The sequence below is a fragment of the Acinetobacter sp. LoGeW2-3 genome, from assembly GCF_002688565.1.
Taxonomy (GTDB): Bacteria; Pseudomonadota; Gammaproteobacteria; order Pseudomonadales; family Moraxellaceae; genus Acinetobacter.
This window is the reverse complement of sequence record NZ_CP024011.1, coordinates 838,729-860,127: the sequence shown is the minus strand read 5'-3', so window position 1 is coordinate 860,127 and position 21,399 is coordinate 838,729. Positions and strand designations below refer to the sequence as shown.

The window sequence follows — 21,399 nt, the reverse complement described above, 5'->3', positions numbered from 1 at the left end:
AAGAATGATAACCAGGAACTGAAATTGATGGATTGGTTGGGGTGGGATGAGCAGTAAGCCGAAAACTTTTAAATGGTTAATTCTTGCCATAGTCGCCTTTCTTATTTTTGTGGTTTTGCAGGTGCCTGCTGCCTGGCTCATTTCAAAATTTTATAAAAATAATCAGGTACTACATAATGTCAGTGGCAATATCTGGCAGGGAAGCGCTGACTGGAAAAAAGGTCAATTACGCGGGAGCCTAAACTGGCAGGTTCGTCCATTAGATTTGCTGTTATTGCGTCTTGGGGCAAATGTGGAAGTGCATAGCGGTAATACTAAACTTGCCGGTGTAATGGCTTATGGCCTCACCAAAACCCTGATTGCTAAAAATCTAGAAGGGCAGGTCGCACCTGAAACTCTGAAAACCCTGGCGGACTGGCAATGGCCTACCAATGCGATTCAATTTAATCAGCTCGATTTTAAATATAAAAAACAAAATGGTTTTAGTGATGTAAATGGTCAGTTGAACTGGACCGGGGGCGAATTGATCTATACCTTTGCACAACGTCAAGAACGTATGAGTGTTCCTGTTCTTGCCGGAAATTTGGCAGATGAGTCAGGCAAATTATTGCTGGATGTTCGCGATAGCCGTGACCAGAAAATGCTGAATATTGAACTTGATCCGGATCTGATGCTAAACGTGCAATTGACCCAACGCATGCTTCTGAATGTTCCTTCCTATGAAGGCAAAGCTGGACTGGATACTTATGTGATCAGTACCCGTCAGCCTCTGATAGGAGGCCTGAACTAATGGCCATGGATCTGGATAAATTCAAACGCCTGGATATGCAGTCGCTGAACCGGGCTGCACCGGTATTATTGGTCTTGTTAATTCTGTATCTATGCTGGAAGCTGGCAGCATTATTCTGGCTGGTGGTTGCCCCCCCCAAGCGCTGCAACTTGAACGTGTAGAGCTGGGTTCACAACAACCGCGGATTCCGAATATCAGCTCTTTCTCCTTATTTCAGGAATTTGGACAGACTGCGGCCACTGCGGAAGTCTCCAATATTCTGCTACAAGGGGTGATGGTTGCCAGTCCAAGCTATTTATCTTCGGCGGTATTGAAACTGAATGATCAGGTCGACCGTTATCGTGTTGGTGAGAGCTTGGGCGATACCGGTTATGAGCTGGCTGAAGTGTATTGGGATCGGGTGATCATTCGTCAGAAAAGCGGTGCGAGCAAAGAGATTTTCTTTAAAGGTTTGGAAAATGGCCTAAATCAGCCCTGGCAGAGCAATGAGCAGAAGAATGGTCGTTCATCTTCATCCTCGAGTTGGGGTGGCTCAAGTAATCAGCCGACCAATGAGCCTGCTTCACCACAGAATGAAATTAGCCGTGCCATTCAGCAGATGAATGAAAACCGTGAACAGTATCTGGAAAATATGGGCGTGTCTGCGGGTGAAGGTGGCTATGAAGTCACTTCGCGGACGCCAGCAGTGTTGCGTAATCGTCTCGGTCTTAGACCGGGCGACCGGATTGTGTCTCTGAATGGTCAGACCGTCACTGCAGGGCAATCTGAAGCACAAGTACTGGAACAGGCACGGCAGCAGGGTCAGGTGAAACTCGAAATTAAGCGTGGTGATCAGGTGATGACCATACAACAGGATTTAAAGTGATGTGTCATCACATATAGGGTTGGGAAGCATTTAGGTTTATGGCTTTATTTAATAATAATCGATCCGCATGGGCGCTTTGTGTTGCTGCACCCCTGGTTGCCATGGCAAGTACTGCAAGTTATGCGCAGACCTGGAAAATCAATCTGCGTGATGCAGACCTGGCTGCCTTTATTAATGAAGTGGCAGATATTACCGGGAAAAACTTTGCCGTTGATCCACGGGTACGTGGCAATGTCACGGTCATTTCAAACCGGGCATTAAACCGCGATGAAGTCTATGACCTGTTCCTTGGGGTCTTAAATGTTAATGGTGTGGTAGCGATTCCATCGGGGAATACCATCAAACTGGTACCTGATAATAACGTCAAAAACTCCGGTATTCCTTATGATGCGCGTAACCGTGCCACCGGGGATCAGATTGTGACCCGAGTGATCTGGCTGGAAAATACCAATCCAAATGACCTGATTCCAGCACTACGTCCGTTGATGCCACAGTTCGCTCATTTGGCAGCTGTACCTGGAACAAATGCTCTTATTGTTTCCGATCGTGCCAGCAATATTTATCAGCTGGAAACTATTGTACGTAATCTGGATGGTACGGGTCAGAATGATCTGGCAGCCGTTACCTTGCAATCGAGTCAGGCTGAGGAAATGATTGGCCTGATTGAATCGATGACGGCTACTGGTGCAGCCAAGGATCTTAAAGGTTCTCGCGTGCGGGTTATGGCAGATCAGCGAACCAACCGGATCATTATTAAAGGCGATACGGCGACCCGCAAGCGTATTCGCCAAATTATTGAAACCTTGGATGTACCTGCAGCAGATCGTTTGGGTGGTCTTAAAGTCTTCCGTCTGAAATATGCCAGCGCCAAAAATCTGGCTGAGATTCTACAAGGGCTGGTTTCAGGTCAGGCTTTGGGACGTTCAAGCTCATCTTCTGAGAATAGCTCCTCTGGCACTTCATTAAATACACTGGGCAATAATAGTTCTTCATCTAATATGTCTCAGGATGGTTCCACTTCTGGGATTCAGCTGAATTCAGGTTTGGGGAATAGCCAGCAAGGGATTACCAGCTTTAATGCCAATGGCGTCAGTATTATTGCGGATGCGACTCAGAACTCATTGGTGGTCAAAGCAGATCCGCAGCTGATGCGTGAAATTGAGTCAGCGATTAACCAGCTGGATACACGTCGTCAGCAGGTATTGATTGAAGCTGCCATTATGGAAGTGGAAGGCACCGATGCTGACCAGCTTGGCGTGCAATGGGCACTCGGTGACCTGAGTAGCGGTATTGGTCTGATCAACTTTGATAATTTTGGTGCCAGCTTGAAAAATATTGCTGCCGGTTATCTCACCGGCGGTGGTGCAGGTGCGGGTAGTGCCATTGGGACTGGTACCTCAGTCGTGATTGGGGATTACCGTGAAGGCAGTGATGGTTCACGTAAGCTGTATGGTGCGTTGATTCAGGCCCTCAAAGAAACCACTAAATCTAATCTGTTGTCTACGCCATCCATTGTGACCATGGACAATGAAGAGGCCTATATTGTCGTGGGTGAAAATGTACCCTTTGTGACGGGTTCGGTGTCTACTGGCGCTGCAGGTGTTGCCAATCCCTATACCACCATTGAACGTAAAGATGTCGGTGTAACGCTGAAAGTTATTCCTCACATTGGGGAAGATGGCACGGTACGTCTGGAAGTGGAGCAGGAGGTTTCTGCGGTTGCTCGTGATAAAGGGCAGGCATCGGATCTGGTCACCAGTAAACGCGCAATCAAAACCTCGATTCTGGCTGAACATGGGCAAACTATTGTACTGGGTGGTCTGATCTCAGATAACACCAGTTATGGTCGTCAGGCGGTACCAGGTTTGGGCGCAATTCCAGGTTTGGGACGTTTATTCCGTTCTGAAGGTAAATCCAATCAGAAACGTAACCTGCTGATCTTTATTCACCCAACTATTGTGGGGGATAAGAATGAAGTACGTAAGATTTCCCAGCAGCGTTATGGTCAGCTTTATAGCTTGCAACTGGCTTTAGATTCGGATGGTAATTTTGCCAAGTTACCAGAAAATCTGGATGACGTGTATCAACAGCGTCTACCTGTTTCCAAAACACCTGTATATCAAACAGTACCAAGTGCACCTGTAACATCACAGCCAGCGGCAGTGGTGACTACGCCAGTCGCTATTGAACCTATGGTGCAACAGCAATCTGTGCAACCGGTGCAAAATGTAGAAAAAACCCGAAATACAGTGACAACCACAACCTTACGTCCGAAAAGCTAGACGTGCGGTAGTTGCAGACAGCATGTTATGATCGACCTAACAGAATAAAAGAGAAGTGGATGTCATGACTTGGAAAATTCAAGCTATTACTGGCGATTTGACGGGACAGGAAATTAGTATTGACCGCGACATGCTGGTGGGTCGTCATCAGGCCGCAGATATTGTCTTGCAGGCTGCAGAAATTTCACGTAAGCATGCTGCTTTCTTGCTGAAGGAAGATGCACTCTGGGTGCAAGACTTAGGTTCTTCGAATGGCACCTTTGTCAATGATCTGCGTATTGATACTGAAAAATTGCTAAAGCAGGGTGATATTGTACAGTTTGCTAGCCTGAAATTCTCTGTGCTGGAACCGGCACAAGAAGTCGTTGTTGAACCTGAGCTGGAAGAAACAGCTGAACGTATTGTTGAAGAGGCTGCTGAGAAGACTGCTGCCCATCAGATGAATGAGCAGGGTATCCCAGAGCTGAAAGAGCGTCATGCAGAAGTTCAGTTAACTCGTGATGGTATGCCAACCAATGTCAGTATTCCAAAACCGGCACCAATTCCTGAAGGGATTGACTTGTCTGCTGTAAAACCTGAACCAACGCCAATTCCTGTCGAGCAACCGGTTTCTCGTGTAGAAGAAGTGAAGGAACAGCAAAAAAATGCTTCAGTTGGTTTGATTTCATTAATTGTGATCGTGATTTTAGCAATTATGGCTTGGCTATTCTTTAAATAAGCCGAGTATTGGTTACAATCGAGGCATGCAATCGCATGCCTTTTTTGTGGCTGCGTGATAAATAAACATAAAGAGGGTAAAGATGTCTGTCGCTCAACTGGATAAGCGTGAACTGATTTTATTTGATCTGGATGGTACTTTGGTGGATTCAGCTTCTGATCTGTATCGTGCCATGAACATGAGCCTGAATGTGCTGCAATTGCCTTTTGTGACTGAAGAACAGGTGCGGGTCTGGATTGGTAAGGGGACTTCAAAGTTTTGTGAGAGTGTGCTCCTACATCTCACTGGAAAATTAGATCCGGCACAGCACCAGGAGCTACTGAATACTTTTCTGGAAATCTACAATGCTGATCCCTGTGTCGATACCGTTCCTTTTCCAGGAATTTTAAAATTTTTGGACTGGGCAAAAAAACAGGGGAAAACCCTAATTTGTGTCACCAACAAGCCAGAGCAGCCTGCCCGTAGTATTTTAGAAATATTGGATATGGCCCATTATTTTGCTGACACTATTGGGGGAGATCGCTTTACCGAGCGTAAGCCGGATCCGCGTCAATTACTGCATTGTGTTGAACATTATGGCGTCAGCAAAGAACAGGTGCTGATGATTGGTGACTCGGTGAATGATGTCGAGGCGGCACGCCGTGCGGGTATAGATTGTATTGTAGTCAGCTATGGCTATAATCATGGTGAGAATATAGCAGACAGTCATCCTCAGGAAATTGTCGATGATCTACGTGAGTTGCTTGCTTAAATAGGGTACGAAGGAAATAAGATGAATAGTTGTAAGGTTTTTCGATGGCGTCGCTCAGTCCAATTCTATTTACACACTGAGTAACCCTAATTTAAAGAGAAAAACCGAATGACCACTCAAGCACAATTCCAACAACTTGCTGCGCAAGGCTATAACCTGATTCCTGTATACCGCCAACGTCTAGCTGATACAGATACACCACTGTCTATCTTTGCGCGTTTAAAAGAGCATAAGCAGGCTTATCTGTTTGAATCTGTAGAAGGAGGGGAGAACTGGGCGCGCTATTCTATTATTGGGCTAGGTGAATCTACAGTGTTCTCCTGCAATGCTGGTGAGCTCACTGTACAGCACGCCGATGGTTCGATTGAAAAGCAGTACTGTGCAGATCCTTTTCAATATATCCGTGACTTTCAATCGCAATTTAAAGTACCGACTCAAGCAGACTTACCGGCTTTGCCAAGCTTTACTGGTGGCCTAGTGGGTTACTTTGGCTATGACTCGGTACGTTATATCGAACCCAAGCTGAATAATGTCCCTGAAGCCGATCCTGTCGGTTTGCCAGATATCTGGATGATGCTGTCTAAAACAGTCATCGTATTTGATAACCTTAAAGATACTTTGTTCTTGATTGTGCATGCTGATGCGAATGATGCTGGTGCATATGAAAAAGCACATGAACAATTAAATGAATTAGAAAATATTCTGGCAACACCAATCAGCTTAAAAGCTGAAAAACATACGCCACCCCATTTTGAGTCTTTAACCGGGCATGACAACTTCCTTGCTTCTATTGAAAAGGTTAAAGAGTACATCCGTGCTGGTGATGTGATGCAGGTGGTGCCAGGGCATCGTATGGTTTCTGATTTCGATGGTGAGCCTTTACAGGTCTATCGTGCATTACGTCACCTTAATCCATCACCTTATTTGTTCCTGGTACAAGGGCAGACGCTAGAAAACAATACGCCATTCCATATTGTCGGTTCTTCACCAGAAATTCTGTCTCGTCTGGAAAATGGCATTGCCACGGTTCGTCCATTAGCAGGTACGCGTCCACGTGGCAAAACTAAAGAAGAAGATCTCGCATTAGAAAAAGATCTGCTTTCTGATGAAAAAGAAATTGCCGAGCACTTAATGCTAATCGACCTAGGCCGAAATGATGTCGGTCGCGTGTCAAAAATCGGTAAAGTACAAGTGACTGATCAAATGGTGATCGAACGCTATTCGCATGTGATGCACATTGTTTCTAATGTGCAGGGTGAAGTGCGTGATGATGTCGATGCATTGGATGTTTTTAAGGCAACTTTCCCTGCAGGTACACTTTCTGGCGCGCCAAAAATTCGCGCCATGGAAATTATTGACGAAGTTGAGCCAGTAAAACGTGGAATTTTTGGTGGTGCTATTGGTTATTTAGGCTGGCATGGCGAAATGGACATGTCGATTGCGATTCGTACCTGTGTTATTCGCGAAAATAAAGTCTATGTTCAGGCTGGAGCAGGGCTTGTTGCTGACTCAAATCCTGAATCTGAGTGGAATGAAACCCAAATAAAAGCTCGCGCAGTGATCAAAGCGGTTGAATTATCATCAAATGGTTTGATTTTATGAGTTTTTGACGTTTTTTTTGAAAAAAACACTTGCATGGTTTCTGAGTTTTGCTAAACTGCACACCGTTCCGATATGAAACGTACGAAACACTAAGAAACGCCGGCATAGCTCAGTTGGTAGAGCAACTGACTTGTAATCAGTAGGTCCACAGTTCGAATCCGTGTGCCGGCACCATCTTAGAGAGTTGAGTAGTTAAGGTAAAGAACAGCACTGATGTAAGTGTAAAAATGGTGAGGTTCCCGAGCGGTCAAAGGGGGCGGACTGTAACTCCGCTACGAAAGTTTCGAAGGTTCGAATCCTTCCCTCACCACCAATTTTAAGACTTCAATAAGTGGTATGTACCAACATCGTGCGGGAGTAGCTCAGTTGGTAGAGCGGTAGCCTTCCAAGCTACATGTCGCGAGTTCGACCCTCGTCTCCCGCTCCATTGAAGTACTAATATTTGCTCTTATAGCTCAGTGGTAGAGCACTCCCTTGGTAAGGGAGAGGTCTCGAGTTCAAATCTCGATAAGAGCTCCAGATTACAGTTTATAGCAACATTGTTGCGAAAGATTCCAAAAGCAGGCTATTTAGTCTGCTTTTCAAGTATTGGGCGTTTGATTTTTTTAGGCGATATGTCGGAGCTGAGTTTTACTCAGAATTGTGTTCGACGTAAACGAGGAAGATGAACATGGCTAAGGCTAAGTTTGAACGTAATAAGCCACACGTTAACGTGGGCACAATTGGTCACGTTGACCATGGTAAAACAACTTTAACAGCTGCGATTGCAACTGTATGTGCGAAGAAATTCGGTGGTGAAGCGAAAGACTACGCTGCAATTGACTCTGCACCAGAAGAAAAAGCACGTGGTATTACAATTAATACTTCTCACGTAGAATACGATTCTCCAACTCGTCACTACGCTCACGTAGACTGCCCGGGTCACGCCGATTATGTTAAAAACATGATTACTGGTGCTGCTCAGATGGACGGCGCGATCCTTGTATGTGCTGCGACTGATGGTCCAATGCCACAAACTCGTGAACACATCCTTCTTTCTCGTCAGGTAGGTGTACCTTACATCGTTGTATTCTTGAACAAATGCGACCTTGTAGACGACGAAGAGCTTCTTGAGCTAGTTGAAATGGAAGTTCGTGAACTTCTTTCTACTTACGACTTCCCAGGTGATGACACTCCAGTGATCCGTGGTTCAGCTCTTCTTGCACTTAACGGTGACCAAGATCAATACGGCGAACCAGCTGTTGTAGCTCTTGTTGAAGCGCTTGACTCTTACATTCCAGAACCAGAACGTGCGATCGACCAAGCATTCTTGATGCCAATCGAAGACGTATTCTCAATTTCTGGTCGTGGTACAGTTGTAACTGGCCGTGTAGAAACTGGTGTTGTGAAAGTAGGCGAAGAAGTTGAAATCGTTGGTATCAAAGACACAGTTAAAACGACTGTAACTGGCGTTGAAATGTTCCGTAAACTTCTTGACGAAGGTCGTGCGGGCGAGAACTGTGGTGTTCTTCTTCGTGGTACTAAACGTGAAGACGTTCAACGTGGTCAAGTACTTGCTAAACCAGGTACAATCAAGCCGCACACTAAATTCGACGCAGAAGTATACGTACTTTCTAAAGAAGAAGGTGGTCGTCATACTCCATTCCTTAACGGTTACCGTCCACAGTTCTACTTCCGTACAACTGACGTGACTGGTGCGATCGCGCTTAAAGAAGGCGTTGAAATGGTTATGCCTGGTGACAACGTTGAGATGTCAGTAGAGCTGATCCACCCAATCGCAATGGACGCTGGCTTACGCTTCGCGATCCGTGAAGGTGGTCGTACGGTTGGTGCTGGTGTAGTATCTCGCGTTACTGCATAATATAGTATAAGATATTGACTGGAGCCCCGGCTCCAGTTTGTCTTTTTGAAGGTCAGTAGTTCAATTGGTAGAGCGTCGGTCTCCAAAACCGAATGTTGGGGGTTCGAGTCCCTCCTGGCCTGCCATCATTTTTTCTTAAAAGACGCTTGATGTCGGCAAATCTGGTCATATAATAAGTCGCGAAACCTACGACGAGTACAAAAATGTCGAATGATAAATCACGTGACGCAATGAGCGGCGCGGCAATACCCCAAAGAAATAATCCTGCTGTAGATGTAAAAACTGGTTCTCCATTGGACATTGTTCTATGGGTTATCGCCTTGATTTTGTTGGGTGGTGCAATGATGGTGAATCAATATTTGCCAGCATACTGGGCGCCAGCGAATGATATTTGGGTTCGTGTTGGGGTGATTTTGGCTTGTATCGTGGGCGCTTTAGGTTTATTATACGCCACCCATCAAGGCAAAGGCTTTGTTCGACTGCTGAAAGACGCACGAATTGAGCTCCGTCGAGTGACTTGGCCTACTAAACAAGAGACTGTGTCCACATCATGGCAGGTACTTGTTGTTGTTGTCCTTGCATCCATTTTATTGTGGTGTTTTGACTACGCATTAGGCTGGTTAATGAAGTTTATTATCGGGTAAGAGAGCTATGAAACGTTGGTACATTATTCATGCCTATTCTGGTTATGAAAAACAAGTGATGCGTTCGCTTAATGATCGAATCCAGCGTAGCGCTGTTGCCGATAGCTTTGGTGAAGTCCTGGTCCCTACTGAAGAAGTAGTGGAAATGAAGGATGGCAAGAAACGTAAATCAGAGCGTAAGTTCTTCCCTGGCTATGTATTAGTTGAAATGGAAATGAACGATGAAACTTGGCACATTGTTAAAGAATGTCCAAAAGTATTAGGTTTCATTGGTGGTACGGCTGAAAAACCGGCGCCTATTACGCAAAAAGAAGCTGATGCGATTCTTGCGCGTGTACGCAATACTGGCGAAGCACCTCGTCCTAAGACGATGTTTGAACCAGGCGAAGAATTACTCGTTATTGACGGTCCATTCACAGACTTTAAAGGTGTGGTGGAAGAAGTTCAGTACGAAAAGTCACGCTTAACGCTGACAATCAACGTATTTAACCGACCAACTCAGGTTGAATTGGAATTTCGCCAAGTCGAAAAAACAATCTAATTGGTGTTGGTTGAAAACGCCCGATTTGTTAAAGGATCGGGCATTGTTGTTGTAACGGTTATCGTTACGTAGAATCATTGGGGAGCCTAGCGGCGTTTGCACCCAGAGGTAATTTGAAATGGCTAAGAAGATTGACGGCTATATCAAGCTGCAAGTTCCAGCTGGTAAAGCGAATCCATCTCCACCTATTGGTCCTGCACTGGGTCAACGTGGTGTTAACATCATGGCATTCTGTAAAGAATTCAATGCTGCTACTCAAAAGCTTGAAGCTGGTCTGCCAATCCCAGTAGTGATCACTGTGTACAACGACAAGTCGTTCACTTTCATCATGAAAACTCCACCTGCTGCTATTCTTCTTAAGAAAGCTGCTGGTATCCAAAAAGGTTCAGCTGTACCTAACAAAACTAAAGTTGGTAAGTTGACTCGTGCTCAGTTAGAAGAAATTGCGACTACTAAAGAACCAGATCTTACTGGTGCTGATTTAGACGCACGTGTTCGTACCATCGCTGGTTCTGCACGTTCTATGGGCTTGGAAGTGGAGCTATAAGACATGGCAAAGTTAACTAAACGTCAAAAAGCCATTGCTGCTGCTGTTGAAGCGCAAAAAGTTTACACTTTAGAAGAAGCTGTAGAAGTTCTTACTAACCTTCCAGCTGCGAAATTCAAAGAATCTTTGGATATCGCTGTTAACCTAGGTGTTGACCCTCGTAAATCTGACCAAGTTGTTCGTGGCGCGACTACGCTTCCTGCAGGTACTGGTAAAACTGTACGTGTAGCTGTATTCGCTCAAGGCGCTGCTGCAGAAGCTGCTAAAGCTGAAGGCGCAGACGTTGTTGGTTTCGACGATCTTGCAGAAAGCATCCAAGCGGGTAACCTTGATTTCGACGTAGTAATTGCTGCTCCAGATGCAATGCGCGTTGTAGGTAAACTTGGTACGATTCTTGGTCCACGTGGCTTAATGCCAAACCCTAAAGTGGGTACTGTAACTCCTGACGTAGCGACTGCAGTTAAAAATGCAAAAGCTGGTCAAGCACGTTACCGTGTAGACAAAGCGGGTATCATCCACGCTGCGATCGGTCAAGTAGGTTTCTCTGCTGAAGCTGTTCGTCAAAACGTTGAAGCTCTTGTAGCTGACCTTAAGAAAGCAAAACCTGCTACTTCTAAAGGTATCTACATCCAAAAGATCACTCTAAGCTCTACAATGGGTCCTGGTCTGATCGTTGATGTAGCAAACGTTTCTAAATAAGTTTCGACTTATTACAGAATTTTAAAGCCCTGAGTAAGTTTTAAAGCGCTGCTTTAAAACTTACGCAAGAGAAACCGGTTTCGGAACTCTTGTGAAACTTAGGCAAACTTTGAATTGATAAATGAGAATTTATCAGCGTCAAAGACCTCAGGCGAGGGGAGTTTTATGCTCTTCTCTTAATATCCCAGCCTGCGTAGACGCGGTGGTGTGATTTGTTCATCCTCCGCGTGTGGGTCCAGTGATGGACTTACGAATTGGGAGTGTACTTCTCTGAAGTACATAAATCACCGTTAGGAGGTTTTACAATGGCTCTTCTTATTGAAGGCAAAAAACAGATCGTAGCTGAAGTAAGTGAAATTGCTTCTACTGCATTTGCCGCTGTTGTTGCTGACTACCAAGGTTTAACAGTTGAGCAATTAACTGCTCTTCGTGTTGAAGCTCGTAAACTAGGTGTTGCTACACGTGTTGTACGTAATACTTTAGCTAAACGTGCTCTTCAAGATACTCAATTCAATATCTTGAACGACAGCCTTGTTGGCCCAACAATCTTAGCTTTCTCGACTTCTGAAGACGACATGGGTGCAGCTGCACGCTTGTTCGAAGAATTCGCAAAAACTAACAAAGCATTCGAACTTAAAGCTGCTGCATTTGATGGCAAGGTTTATGAAGGTGCTGAAGTTAGCGTGATCGCGAACCTTCCGAACCAAGAAAAAGCGCTTACTATGCTTGCAAACGTTCTTCAAGCTCCTATTTCGAAATTGGGTCGCCTTATTACTGCGCTCAAAGAGAAAAACGAGTCAGAAGCTGCATAAGCTTAAATTTATTTCCACACCATTCAATTTCCATTTGGAGTTATTCTCATGGCTTTAACTAACGAAGAAATCCTAAACGCAGTTGCAGAAAAAACTGTTCTTGAACTTGTTGAACTTATCTCTGCTTTCGAAGAGAAATTCAATGTTTCTGCTGCTGCTGTAGCTGTTGCTGCTGCTCCTGGCGCTGCTGCTGCTGCTGAAGAACAATCAGAATTCAACGTTGAGTTGACTTCTTTTGGCGCTAACAAAGTTGCTGTAATTAAAGCAGTTCGTGAAGCTACTGGCCTTGGCTTGAAAGAAGCTAAAGACCTAGTTGAAAGCGCTCCTTCAGTTCTTAAAGAAGGCGTTTCTAAAGAAGAAGGCGAAGAGCTTAAGAAGAAACTTGAAGAAGCTGGTGCTACAGTTACACTTAAGTAATTTCTTAAGGGAGTCGGTTTTTTTATAATCGGCTCCAAAATTTGGCTGATGGCTCTTGGGTCATCAGCCTTTTTGCGTTACAATAATCGGCTCGATTTTTGTTTGCGTGATAGAAATTCATACAATTTTAAAAACAAACATAATTGATCAAACGCTTACCAATATTTTTCAGTAAAAAATATTGTTAAGCGTTTTAATACCACTAAAAATTGCAGCATTTGTAAAGAGTGGTGGCCATATCCGGCCAGCGTAATTCCTTCTGAGCCCGTTCTGCAGGCGGGCTTAGTTTACACTTTCCGAGGACTCCAGATGGCATACTCATATACCGAAAAGAAACGGATCCGTAAGAATTTTGGTAAATTGCCTAGCGTCATGGATGCTCCGTACTTGCTCGCGATTCAAGTCGACTCGTACAGAACATTCTTACAAGATGGCAAATCACCAAAAAACCGCGAAGATATCGGTCTCCAAGCCGCATTTCGTTCAGTTTTTCCTATTGAAAGTTATTCTGGCAATGCTGCTTTAGAATTTGTTGAGTATAGTCTTGGTAAGCCTGAGTTTGATGTACGCGAATGTATTCTTCGTGGCTCAACTTATGCGGCACCAATGCGTGTGAAGATTCGTTTGATCCTTAAAGATCGTGAAACGAAATCAATCAAAGACGTACGTGAACAAGAAGTCTATATGGGCGAAATGCCATTGATGACGGATAACGGTACTTTCGTAATTAACGGTACCGAGCGTGTAATCGTATCTCAATTACACCGTTCACCAGGCGTATTCTTTGACCACGATAAAGGTAAAACTCACTCAAGTGGTAAAGTCCTTTATTCTGCGCGTATCATTCCTTACCGTGGTTCATGGTTAGACTTTGAATTCGATGCTAAAGACCTTGTATTCGTACGTATTGACCGTCGTCGTAAATTATTAGCGACTGTAGTTCTTCGTGCGTTGGGTTATAACAACGAACAAATTTTGAACATGTTCTATGAGAAAGTACCTGTATATCTTGATATGGGTAGCTATCAGATTGACCTTGTTCCAGAACGTCTGCGTGGCGAAATGGCGCAATTCGATATTGCTGACAAAGATGGCAAAATCATTGTTGAACAAGGTAAACGTATCAACGCACGTCACGTACGTCAAATGGAAGCTTCAGGCCTTGAGAAATTGTCTGTTCCTGATGAGTACCTGTACGAGCGTATCACTGCTGAAGATATCCAGCTGAAAGATGGCGACGTAATCGCAGCCAATACTGTATTAAGCCATGAAATTATGGTGAAAATTGCAGAAGGCGGCGTGAAGCAGTTCAACCTTCTATTCACTAACGATATCGACCGTGGTTCATTCATCGCGGATACATTACGTGCCGACACTACCACGGGTCGTGAAGAAGCACTTGTAGAAATCTACAAAGTAATGCGTCCAGGCGAGCCACCAACAAAAGAAGCTGCTGAAAACTTATTCAACAACTTGTTCTTCTCTTCTGAGCGTTATGACTTGTCTCCAGTCGGTCGTATGAAGTTCAACCGTCGTTTGGGTCGTCCTTACGAAGTCGGTACAGACCAGAAGTCACGTGAAGTTGAAGGTATCCTCTCGAATGACGATATCACTGATGTTCTTAAAACATTAGTTGAAATTCGTAACGGTAAAGGTGAAGTCGACGATATCGACCACTTGGGTAACCGTCGTGTTCGTTCAGTTGGTGAAATGACTGAAAACCAATTCCGTGTTGGTCTTGTTCGTGTAGAACGTGCTGTTAAAGAACGTCTGTCACAAGCTGAAACTGATAACCTGTCTCCGCAAGACCTCATCAATGCGAAGCCAGTGGCTGCTGCAATCAAAGAATTCTTTGGTTCAAGTCAGTTGTCTCAGTTCATGGACCAAAACAACCCATTGTCTGAAATTACACACAAACGTCGTGTATCAGCACTTGGGCCTGGTGGTTTGACGCGTGAACGTGCGGGCTTCGAAGTACGTGACGTACATCAAACTCACTACGGTCGTGTTTGTCCAATTGAAACGCCTGAAGGTCCAAACATTGGTTTGATCAACTCGCTTTCTGTTTATGCAAAATGTAACAACTTCGGTTTCTTGGAAACTCCATACCGTAAAGTTGTTGATGGTCGTGTAACTGAAGAAGTTGAATACCTGTCTGCAATTGAAGAAGTGGGTACTGTGATTGCACAGGCCGATTCTGCAATCGATAAAGATGGCAACCTGACTGAAGAATTCGTATCTGTACGTCACCAAGGTGAATTTGTACGTATTCCACCAGAAAAAGTAACCCATATGGATGTATCTGCTCAGCAGGTTGTATCTGTAGCTGCATCACTGATTCCGTTCCTTGAACACGATGATGCGAACCGTGCATTGATGGGTTCAAACATGCAACGTCAGGCTGTTCCTACGTTAATCGCTGACAAACCACTGGTTGGTACCGGTATGGAAGCGAACGTAGCACATGACTCTGGTGTGTGTGTGATTGCGAAACGTGGTGGTCGTATTGAATATGTAGACGCTTCTCGTGTTGTTATTCGTGTCAACGAAGACGAAATGGTTGCGGGCGAAGCAGGCGTAGATATCTATAACCTGATCAAATACACACGTTCTAACCAAAATACTTGTATCAACCAGAAAGTTCTTGTGAACATGGGCGATAAAGTAGGTCGTGGTGACGTTCTGGCTGATGGTCCATCAACTGATGGCGGTGAATTGGCTCTTGGTCAAAACATGCGCGTAGCGTTCATGACCTGGAACGGTTACAACTACGAAGACTCGATCTTGTTATCTGAGCGTGTTCTTCAAGAAGACCGTTTAACGTCTATTCACATTCAGGAACTTTCATGTGTAGCGCGTGATACTAAACTGGGTGCTGAAGAAATTACTGCCGATATCCCGAACGTGGGTGAAGCAGCACTTTCTAAACTGGACGAGTCAGGTATTGTTTACATCGGTGCTGAAGTAACAGCTGGCGACATCCTGGTAGGTAAAGTAACACCTAAAGGTGAAACGCAGCTGACTCCGGAAGAAAAATTGCTACGTGCAATCTTCGGTGAAAAAGCAGCTGACGTGAAAGACTCTTCTTTACGTGTTCCATCTGGTACTAAAGGTACTGTGATCGACGTTCAAGTGTTTACACGTGACGGTCTTGAAAAAGACGAACGTGCTCAAGCAATTGAAAAAGCTCAGCTTGATGCATACCGTAAAGACTTAAAAGAAGAATACAAAATCTTCGAAGAAGCAGCACGTGAACGTATTGTTCGCCTGTTGAAAGGTCAAGAATCTAACGGTGGTGGTACAACTAAACGCGGTGACAAACTGTCTGAAGACGTTCTGTCTGGTTTAGAGCTTGTTGACCTGTTAGACATCCAACCAGTAGACGAAGCGATCGCTGAGCGTTTAACTTCAATCCAGGTATTCTTGAAAGAGAAGAGCCAAGAGATTGATGAGAAATTTGCTGAGAAGAAACGTAAGCTTTCTACAGGTGATGAACTGACTACTGGCGTTCTGAAAGTTGTTAAGGTTTACCTTGCAGTGAAACGTCGTATCCAGCCTGGTGATAAGATGGCGGGTCGTCACGGTAACAAGGGTGTTGTATCTAACATCTTACCGGTAGAAGACATGCCGCACGATGCCAATGGTGTCCCAGTTGACGTGGTACTTAACCCTCTAGGTGTACCATCACGTATGAACGTGGGTCAGATTCTGGAAACTCACTTGGGTATGGCTGCGAAAGGTCTTGGCGACAAAATCGACAAGATGCTTCAAGAGCAACGTACAGTACTTGAGCTTCGTGACTTCTTAGACAAGATTTATAACAAAGTTGGTGGCGAGCAAGAAGATCTTGATAGCTTAACTGATGATGAAATCTTGGCATTGTCTGGTAACTTGCGTAAAGGTGTTCCTTTAGCTACTCCAGTATTTGACGGTGCTGAAGAATCACAAATCAAAGAATTGCTAGAACTTGGTGGCATTTCACGTACTGGTCAAACAGTATTGTACGATGGCCGTACTGGTGAACGTTTCGACCGTCCGGTAACTGTAGGTTACATGTACATGCTGAAACTGAACCACTTGGTTGACGACAAGATGCATGCGCGTTCTACTGGTTCTTACTCTCTAGTAACGCAACAGCCGCTTGGTGGTAAAGCACAATTCGGTGGTCAGCGTTTCGGTGAGATGGAAGTATGGGCACTGGAAGCATACGGTGCAGCATATACACTCCAAGAAATGCTTACTGTGAAATCGGATGACGTTGAAGGCCGTACCCGTATCTATAAGAACATTGTAGATGGTAACCATTACATGGACCCAGGTATGCCTGAATCGTTCAACGTATTGACCAAAGAGATCCGTTCTTTAGGTATCAACATTGAACTGAAAAATGGTGACTAATTAATCCCCTGACCCCCTTTTATAAAGGGGAAATTCCCCTCTTTTTTAAAGAGGGGTTAGGGGAGATTCCCAGGTTTCAGTAAAAAACAATATTTGTGACCCAGTTGTGAAGTGAAAATCTCCACAACACACGGAGAAAAAAATTGAAAGACTTGCTCGATATCATGCGCAAAAAGACGGATTCAGACGGTCATGCTCCTGTAGAGTTTGATCGCATCCGTATTGGTCTTGCGTCACCAGAAATGATTAAGTCATGGTCTCACGGTGAAGTTAAAAAGCCAGAGACAATCAACTACCGTACGTTCAAGCCTGAACGTGATGGTCTATTCTGTGCCAAAATTTTTGGTCCAGTAAAAGATTACGAATGCTTGTGTGGTAAATACAAGCGTATGAAATACAAAGGCGTCATTTGTGAAAAATGTGGCGTTGAAGTAACAACTGCGAAAGTTCGTCGTGAGCGTATGGGTCACATCGAGCTTGCGTCTCCAGTTGCCCACATCTGGTTCTTGAAATCACTTCCTAGCCGTATCGGTCTTCTTCTAGACATGACGCTACGTGATATCGAACGCGTACTGTATTTCGAATCTTACGTTGTAACTGATCCAGGTATGACTCCGTTTGAGAAATACCAGCTTCTTAACGATGAAGAGTACTTCAATGCGTTAGAAGAACACGGTGACGAATTCACAGCGAAAATGGGTGCAGAAGCAGTTCAAGACTTGTTGAAAGACATCGATCTTGAAGCTGAGATTTCTCGTCTTCGTGAAGAAATTCCTAACACAACTTCAGAAACGAAGCTGAAAAAAGCGTCTAAACGTTTGAAGTTGATGGAAGCGTTCAAAGAGTCAAACAACAAGCCAGAATGGATGGTGATGAATGTACTTCCAGTACTTCCACCAGATCTTCGTCCGTTGGTTCCTCTTGAAGGTGGTCGTTTCGCGACTTCTGACCTGAACGATCTTTACCGTCGTGTGATCAACCGTAACAACCGTTTGAAACGTCTTCTTGACCTTGCAGCGCCAGACATCATCGTACGTAACGAAAAACGTATGTTGCAAGAGTCTGTTGATGCATTGCTAGATAACGGGCGTCGTGGTCGTGCCATCACGGGTTCTAACAAACGTCCTCTTAAATCTTTGGCAGATATGATCAAAGGTAAACAAGGTCGTTTCCGTCAGAACTTGTTGGGTAAACGTGTCGATTACTCTGGTCGTTCGGTAATTACTGTAGGTCCAAATCTTCGTTTGCACCAATGTGGTCTTCCGAAAAAAATGGCACTTGAACTGTTCAAACCATTCATTTTCGCGAAACTACAAGCGTCTGGCCAAGCAACAACCATTAAAGCTGCGAAGAAAATGGTTGAGCGTGAAACTCCAGAAGTTTGGGACGTTCTTGCATCAGTCATCCGTCAACATCCAGTGATGTTGAACCGTGCGCCGACACTTCACCGTCTAGGTCTTCAAGCATTTGAACCTATTCTGATTGAAGGTAAAGCGATCCGTCTTCACCCACTCGTATGTGCTGCGTTCAACGCCGACTTCGATGGTGACCAAATGGCGGTACACGTTCCATTAACACTTGAAGCTCAGTTAGAAGCTCGTGCGTTAATGATGTCAACTAACAACATCTTGTCTCCAGCGAACGGTGAGCCAATCATCGTACCGTCTCAGGACGTTGTCTTGGGCTTGTATTACATCACGCGTGATGCAATCAATGCCAAAGGTGAAGGCATGGTGTTCGCGGATACTCACGAAGTAAACCGTGCACTTGCTACTGGTCAGGTTGATCTACACGCTCGCGTTAAAGCACGTGTACACCAAACTGTGATTGATGAAGATGGCAACCGTCGTCAAGAAACAATCATTGTTGATACAACGCCTGGTCGCTGTCTGCTTTGGGAAGTTGTTCCTGAAGGTATGGACTTCCAGCAAATTAACGTTGAGATGACTAAAAAGAACATCTCTAAGTTAATCAACTCTTGCTACCGTAAACTGGGTCTAAAAGATACTGTTATCTTCGCTGACCAGTTGATGTACCTAGGCTTCCGTCAAGCGACTCGCTCAGGTGTATCTGTTGGTATGGAAGACATGCTGATTCCACCAAACAAACAGGTGATTATCGGTAAGGCAGAAGCTGAAGTTCGTGAAATCGAACAACAGTTCGAACAAGGTTTCGTAACTGCCGGTGAACGTTATAACAAAGTTGTCGATATCTGGGCACGTACTAACGACCAGGTAGCGAAAGCGATGATGGACAACTTGTCATTCGTAACTGTGAAAAACAAACAGGGCGAAGACGAGAAGCAAAAATCATTCAACAGTATCTACATGATGTCTGACTCTGGTGCCCGTGGTTCTGCAGCTCAGATTCGTCAGTTGGCTGGTATGCGTGGTCTGATGGCGAAACCGGATGGTTCGATCATTGAAACGCCTATTAAAGCGAACTTCCGTGAAGGTTTGACAGTACTTCAGTACTTCATTTCAACACACGGTGCGCGTAAAGGTTTGGCCGATACTGCATTGAAAACTGCGAACTCTGGTTACCTGACTCGTCGTCTGGTAGACGTTGCGCAAGACTTGGTAATTACTGAGCCAGATTGTGGTACTTATGACGGTCTTGTCATGACTCCGTTCATTCAAGGCGGTGATGTGATCGAGAACCTGGGTACTCGAGTACTGGGTCGTGTGGTTGCTGAAGACGTTAAGAAAGTGGGTACAGAAGAAGTTCTTCTTCCACGTAACACACTGATTGACGAGAAACTTGCAACATTTATTGAAAACGCTGGTATTGACGAAATCAAAGTACGTTCAGTTGTAAACTGTGCTTCTACTTTCGGTGTATGTGCGAAATGTTACGGTCGTGACTTGGCACGTGGTCATCAAGTGAACCCTGGTGAATCTGTGGGTGTAATGGCTGCTCAATCAATTGGTGAGCCAGGTACACAGTTAACCATGCGTACGTTCCACGTGGGTGGTGCTGCGAGCCGAACTTCTGCTGCTAACAGCGTACAAGTTCGTAACAAGGGTACTGTACGTTTCCACAATGTGAAAACTGTACAACACGCGAAAGGTCACTTGGTATCAACTTCACGTTCAGGTGAAATCGGTATTGCTGATGATCTAGGTCGTGAGCGCGAACGTTACAAAATCCCTTACGGTGCGTCTATCTTGCTGAAAGATGGCGAAGCTGTAGAAGCGGGCGGTATCGTGGCGACTTGGGATCCGCATACACATCCACTTGTAACAGAAGTAGCTGGTAAAGTTCGCTTCAGCCAAATCGCTGATGGCGTAACTGCAACATCGAAAACTGATGATGCAACTGGTATGACTACTGTTGAAATCTTGCCTGTAACAGCTCGTCCTGCTTCTGGTAAAGATTTACGTCCAGCTGTTGTGCTTGATACAGTAGATGGCGGCGAACAGTTCTACTTCTTGCCACAAAACACAATTCTTTCTGTCCGTGATGGCGAAACAATTGGTGTGGGTGACGTAATTGGTCGTGTACCACAAGAATCTTCACGTACTCGTGATATTACCGGTGGTCTGCCGCGTGTAGCTGACTTGTTCGAAGCACGTAAACCGAAAGAACATGCGATCCTTGCAGAAGTGTCTGGTATCGTAAGCTTCGGTAAAGAGACCAAAGGTAAGAACCGTCTGGTTATTACTCCAGATGATGGTTCTGAGATCTACGAAGAGCTTATTCCGAAATGGCGTACCATTAACGTGTTCGAAGGCGAACATGTGAACCGTGGTGAAACTATTTCTGATGGTCCACAAAACCCGCATGACATCTTACGTCTGAAAGGTGAAGTGGCGTTGACTAACTACATCGTGAACGAAGTTCAGGACGTTTACCGTCTGCAAGGTGTAAAAATCAACGATAAGCACATCGAAGTAATCGTACGTCAAATGTTGCGTAAAGTTGAAATCACTGATGGTGGTGATTCTAGCTTCATCAAAGGCGAACAAGTGGATTACATCCGCGTTGCTCAAGAGAACCAAGCTCTGCTTGCTCAGAACAAGTTCCCTGCGAAGTTTGAACGTCAATTGATGGGTATTACCAAAGCGTCACTTTCTACTGACTCGTTCATCTCTGCTGCATCGTTCCAGGAAACAACTCGTGTGTTAACTGAAGCTGCTGTAACAGGTAAAGAAGATGATCTACGCGGTCTGAAAGAAAACGTAGTTGTAGGTCGTCTGATCCCAGCGGGTACAGGTCTGGCTTACCACTTAGAGCGTCGTCGTCAAGAAGCAGAAGCTGCAGAATTTGAACTGCACAATGACTTCTCTGATGTAGACCAAGCGCTTAGCCAAGCATTTAATGATGAGTTTAACGGTCTTTAATTAGCCCTTTAAACTAGCCTAAAAAGAGCCACCTTCGGGTGGCTTTTTTTATGGGTTTAAAAATAGAAATGAAATCTTTAACTCTTTTAAATTCAAATGAATTTTCATATAGTCAAAGGATAACAATTG

General features: G+C 44.7%; 14 protein-coding genes, 5 tRNA genes and 1 pseudogene. All 20 read left to right on the top strand.

Going from position 1 to position 21,399, the window contains the following annotated elements:
• Nucleotides 1-46 precede the first annotated feature (46 nt).
• The 20 genes and pseudogenes from gspN (at nucleotide 47) to rpoC (ending at nucleotide 21,270) form a co-directional block, all read left to right on the top strand.
• Nucleotides 47-790: a type II secretion system protein N gene (gspN, locus tag BS636_RS04135; RefSeq protein WP_099337636.1), complete on the top strand. Its 744-nt coding sequence runs from the start codon at nucleotides 47-49 to the stop codon at nucleotides 788-790.
• A pseudogene (locus BS636_RS04130) lies at nucleotides 790-1,655 on the top strand (type II secretion system protein N). Before gspN ends, BS636_RS04130 begins: the two are co-directional and overlap by 1 nt.
• Nucleotides 1,656-1,693: 38 nt before the next feature.
• Entirely contained in the window at nucleotides 1,694-3,937 is a 2,244-nt protein-coding gene (gene gspD, locus BS636_RS04125; RefSeq protein ID WP_099337635.1) for a type II secretion system secretin GspD, read from the top strand.
• A gap of 64 nt (nucleotides 3,938-4,001) precedes the next feature.
• Nucleotides 4,002-4,655: an FHA domain-containing protein gene (locus BS636_RS04120; protein ID WP_099337634.1), complete on the top strand. Its 654-nt coding sequence runs from the start codon at nucleotides 4,002-4,004 to the stop codon at nucleotides 4,653-4,655.
• 82 nt (nucleotides 4,656-4,737) lie between these two features.
• Nucleotides 4,738-5,406, top strand: coding sequence for a phosphoglycolate phosphatase (locus BS636_RS04115; protein WP_099337633.1), 669 nt, complete (start codon nucleotides 4,738-4,740; stop codon nucleotides 5,404-5,406).
• Between the two features lie 108 nt (nucleotides 5,407-5,514).
• Nucleotides 5,515-7,008, top strand: coding sequence for an anthranilate synthase component I (trpE, locus tag BS636_RS04110; RefSeq protein WP_099337632.1), 1,494 nt, complete (start codon nucleotides 5,515-5,517; stop codon nucleotides 7,006-7,008).
• Nucleotides 7,009-7,106: 98 nt separating this feature from the next.
• Nucleotides 7,107-7,182: transfer RNA gene (locus tag BS636_RS04105), tRNA-Thr, on the top strand.
• A 55-nt stretch (nucleotides 7,183-7,237) separates the two neighbouring features.
• Nucleotides 7,238-7,321: transfer RNA gene (locus tag BS636_RS04100), tRNA-Tyr, on the top strand.
• Between the two features lie 38 nt (nucleotides 7,322-7,359).
• Nucleotides 7,360-7,435: transfer RNA gene (locus BS636_RS04095), tRNA-Gly, on the top strand.
• Between the two features lie 17 nt (nucleotides 7,436-7,452).
• Nucleotides 7,453-7,527: transfer RNA gene (locus tag BS636_RS04090), tRNA-Thr, on the top strand.
• Between the two features lie 151 nt (nucleotides 7,528-7,678).
• Nucleotides 7,679-8,869, top strand: coding sequence for an elongation factor Tu (gene tuf, locus BS636_RS04085; protein ID WP_099337266.1), 1,191 nt, complete (start codon nucleotides 7,679-7,681; stop codon nucleotides 8,867-8,869).
• A gap of 49 nt (nucleotides 8,870-8,918) precedes the next feature.
• Nucleotides 8,919-8,994 (top strand) — tRNA-Trp (locus BS636_RS04080).
• Nucleotides 8,995-9,072: 78 nt separating this feature from the next.
• A complete protein-coding gene (secE, locus tag BS636_RS04075; protein WP_099337631.1) occupies nucleotides 9,073-9,513 on the top strand; it encodes a preprotein translocase subunit SecE in 441 nt (146 codons plus the stop codon).
• A 7-nt stretch (nucleotides 9,514-9,520) separates the two neighbouring features.
• Nucleotides 9,521-10,054 (top strand): transcription termination/antitermination protein NusG, encoded by a 534-nt coding sequence (gene nusG, locus BS636_RS04070; RefSeq protein WP_004813568.1) that lies wholly within the window; start codon nucleotides 9,521-9,523, stop codon nucleotides 10,052-10,054.
• A gap of 118 nt (nucleotides 10,055-10,172) precedes the next feature.
• A complete protein-coding gene (gene rplK / locus BS636_RS04065; protein ID WP_004813566.1) occupies nucleotides 10,173-10,601 on the top strand; it encodes a 50S ribosomal protein L11 in 429 nt (142 codons plus the stop codon).
• Nucleotides 10,602-10,604: 3 nt separating this feature from the next.
• A complete protein-coding gene (gene rplA / locus BS636_RS04060; protein ID WP_099337630.1) occupies nucleotides 10,605-11,300 on the top strand; it encodes a 50S ribosomal protein L1 in 696 nt (231 codons plus the stop codon).
• Nucleotides 11,301-11,605: 305 nt separating this feature from the next.
• The gene (gene rplJ / locus BS636_RS04055) at nucleotides 11,606-12,112 is read left to right on the top strand and encodes a 50S ribosomal protein L10 (RefSeq protein ID WP_099337629.1); all 507 of its coding nucleotides are present in this window, start codon (nucleotides 11,606-11,608) and stop codon (nucleotides 12,110-12,112) included.
• A 48-nt stretch (nucleotides 12,113-12,160) separates the two neighbouring features.
• Nucleotides 12,161-12,529: a 50S ribosomal protein L7/L12 gene (rplL, locus tag BS636_RS04050; protein WP_067761353.1), complete on the top strand. Its 369-nt coding sequence runs from the start codon at nucleotides 12,161-12,163 to the stop codon at nucleotides 12,527-12,529.
• Nucleotides 12,530-12,838: 309 nt separating this feature from the next.
• A complete protein-coding gene (rpoB, locus tag BS636_RS04045; RefSeq protein WP_099337628.1) occupies nucleotides 12,839-16,927 on the top strand; it encodes a DNA-directed RNA polymerase subunit beta in 4,089 nt (1,362 codons plus the stop codon).
• A gap of 143 nt (nucleotides 16,928-17,070) precedes the next feature.
• Nucleotides 17,071-21,270 (top strand): DNA-directed RNA polymerase subunit beta', encoded by a 4,200-nt coding sequence (rpoC, locus tag BS636_RS04040; protein WP_099337627.1) that lies wholly within the window; start codon nucleotides 17,071-17,073, stop codon nucleotides 21,268-21,270.
• The last annotated feature ends 129 nt before the right edge of the window (nucleotides 21,271-21,399 follow it).

Bases quoted from the DNA above. Each gene is read 5' to 3' on its own strand.
- gspN (WP_099337636.1), top strand. From the start codon at position 47: ATGAGCAGTAAGCCGAAAACTTTTAAATGGTTAATTCTTGCCATAGTC.
- gspD (WP_099337635.1), top strand. From the start codon at position 1,694: ATGGCTTTATTTAATAATAATCGATCCGCATGGGCGCTTTGTGTTGCT.
- BS636_RS04120 (WP_099337634.1), top strand. From the start codon at position 4,002: ATGACTTGGAAAATTCAAGCTATTACTGGCGATTTGACGGGACAGGAA.
- BS636_RS04115 (WP_099337633.1), top strand. From the start codon at position 4,738: ATGTCTGTCGCTCAACTGGATAAGCGTGAACTGATTTTATTTGATCTG.
- trpE (WP_099337632.1), top strand. From the start codon at position 5,515: ATGACCACTCAAGCACAATTCCAACAACTTGCTGCGCAAGGCTATAAC.
- tuf (WP_099337266.1), top strand. From the start codon at position 7,679: ATGGCTAAGGCTAAGTTTGAACGTAATAAGCCACACGTTAACGTGGGC.
- secE (WP_099337631.1), top strand. From the start codon at position 9,073: ATGTCGAATGATAAATCACGTGACGCAATGAGCGGCGCGGCAATACCC.
- nusG (WP_004813568.1), top strand. From the start codon at position 9,521: ATGAAACGTTGGTACATTATTCATGCCTATTCTGGTTATGAAAAACAA.
- rplK (WP_004813566.1), top strand. From the start codon at position 10,173: ATGGCTAAGAAGATTGACGGCTATATCAAGCTGCAAGTTCCAGCTGGT.
- rplA (WP_099337630.1), top strand. From the start codon at position 10,605: ATGGCAAAGTTAACTAAACGTCAAAAAGCCATTGCTGCTGCTGTTGAA.
- rplJ (WP_099337629.1), top strand. From the start codon at position 11,606: ATGGCTCTTCTTATTGAAGGCAAAAAACAGATCGTAGCTGAAGTAAGT.
- rplL (WP_067761353.1), top strand. From the start codon at position 12,161: ATGGCTTTAACTAACGAAGAAATCCTAAACGCAGTTGCAGAAAAAACT.
- rpoB (WP_099337628.1), top strand. From the start codon at position 12,839: ATGGCATACTCATATACCGAAAAGAAACGGATCCGTAAGAATTTTGGT.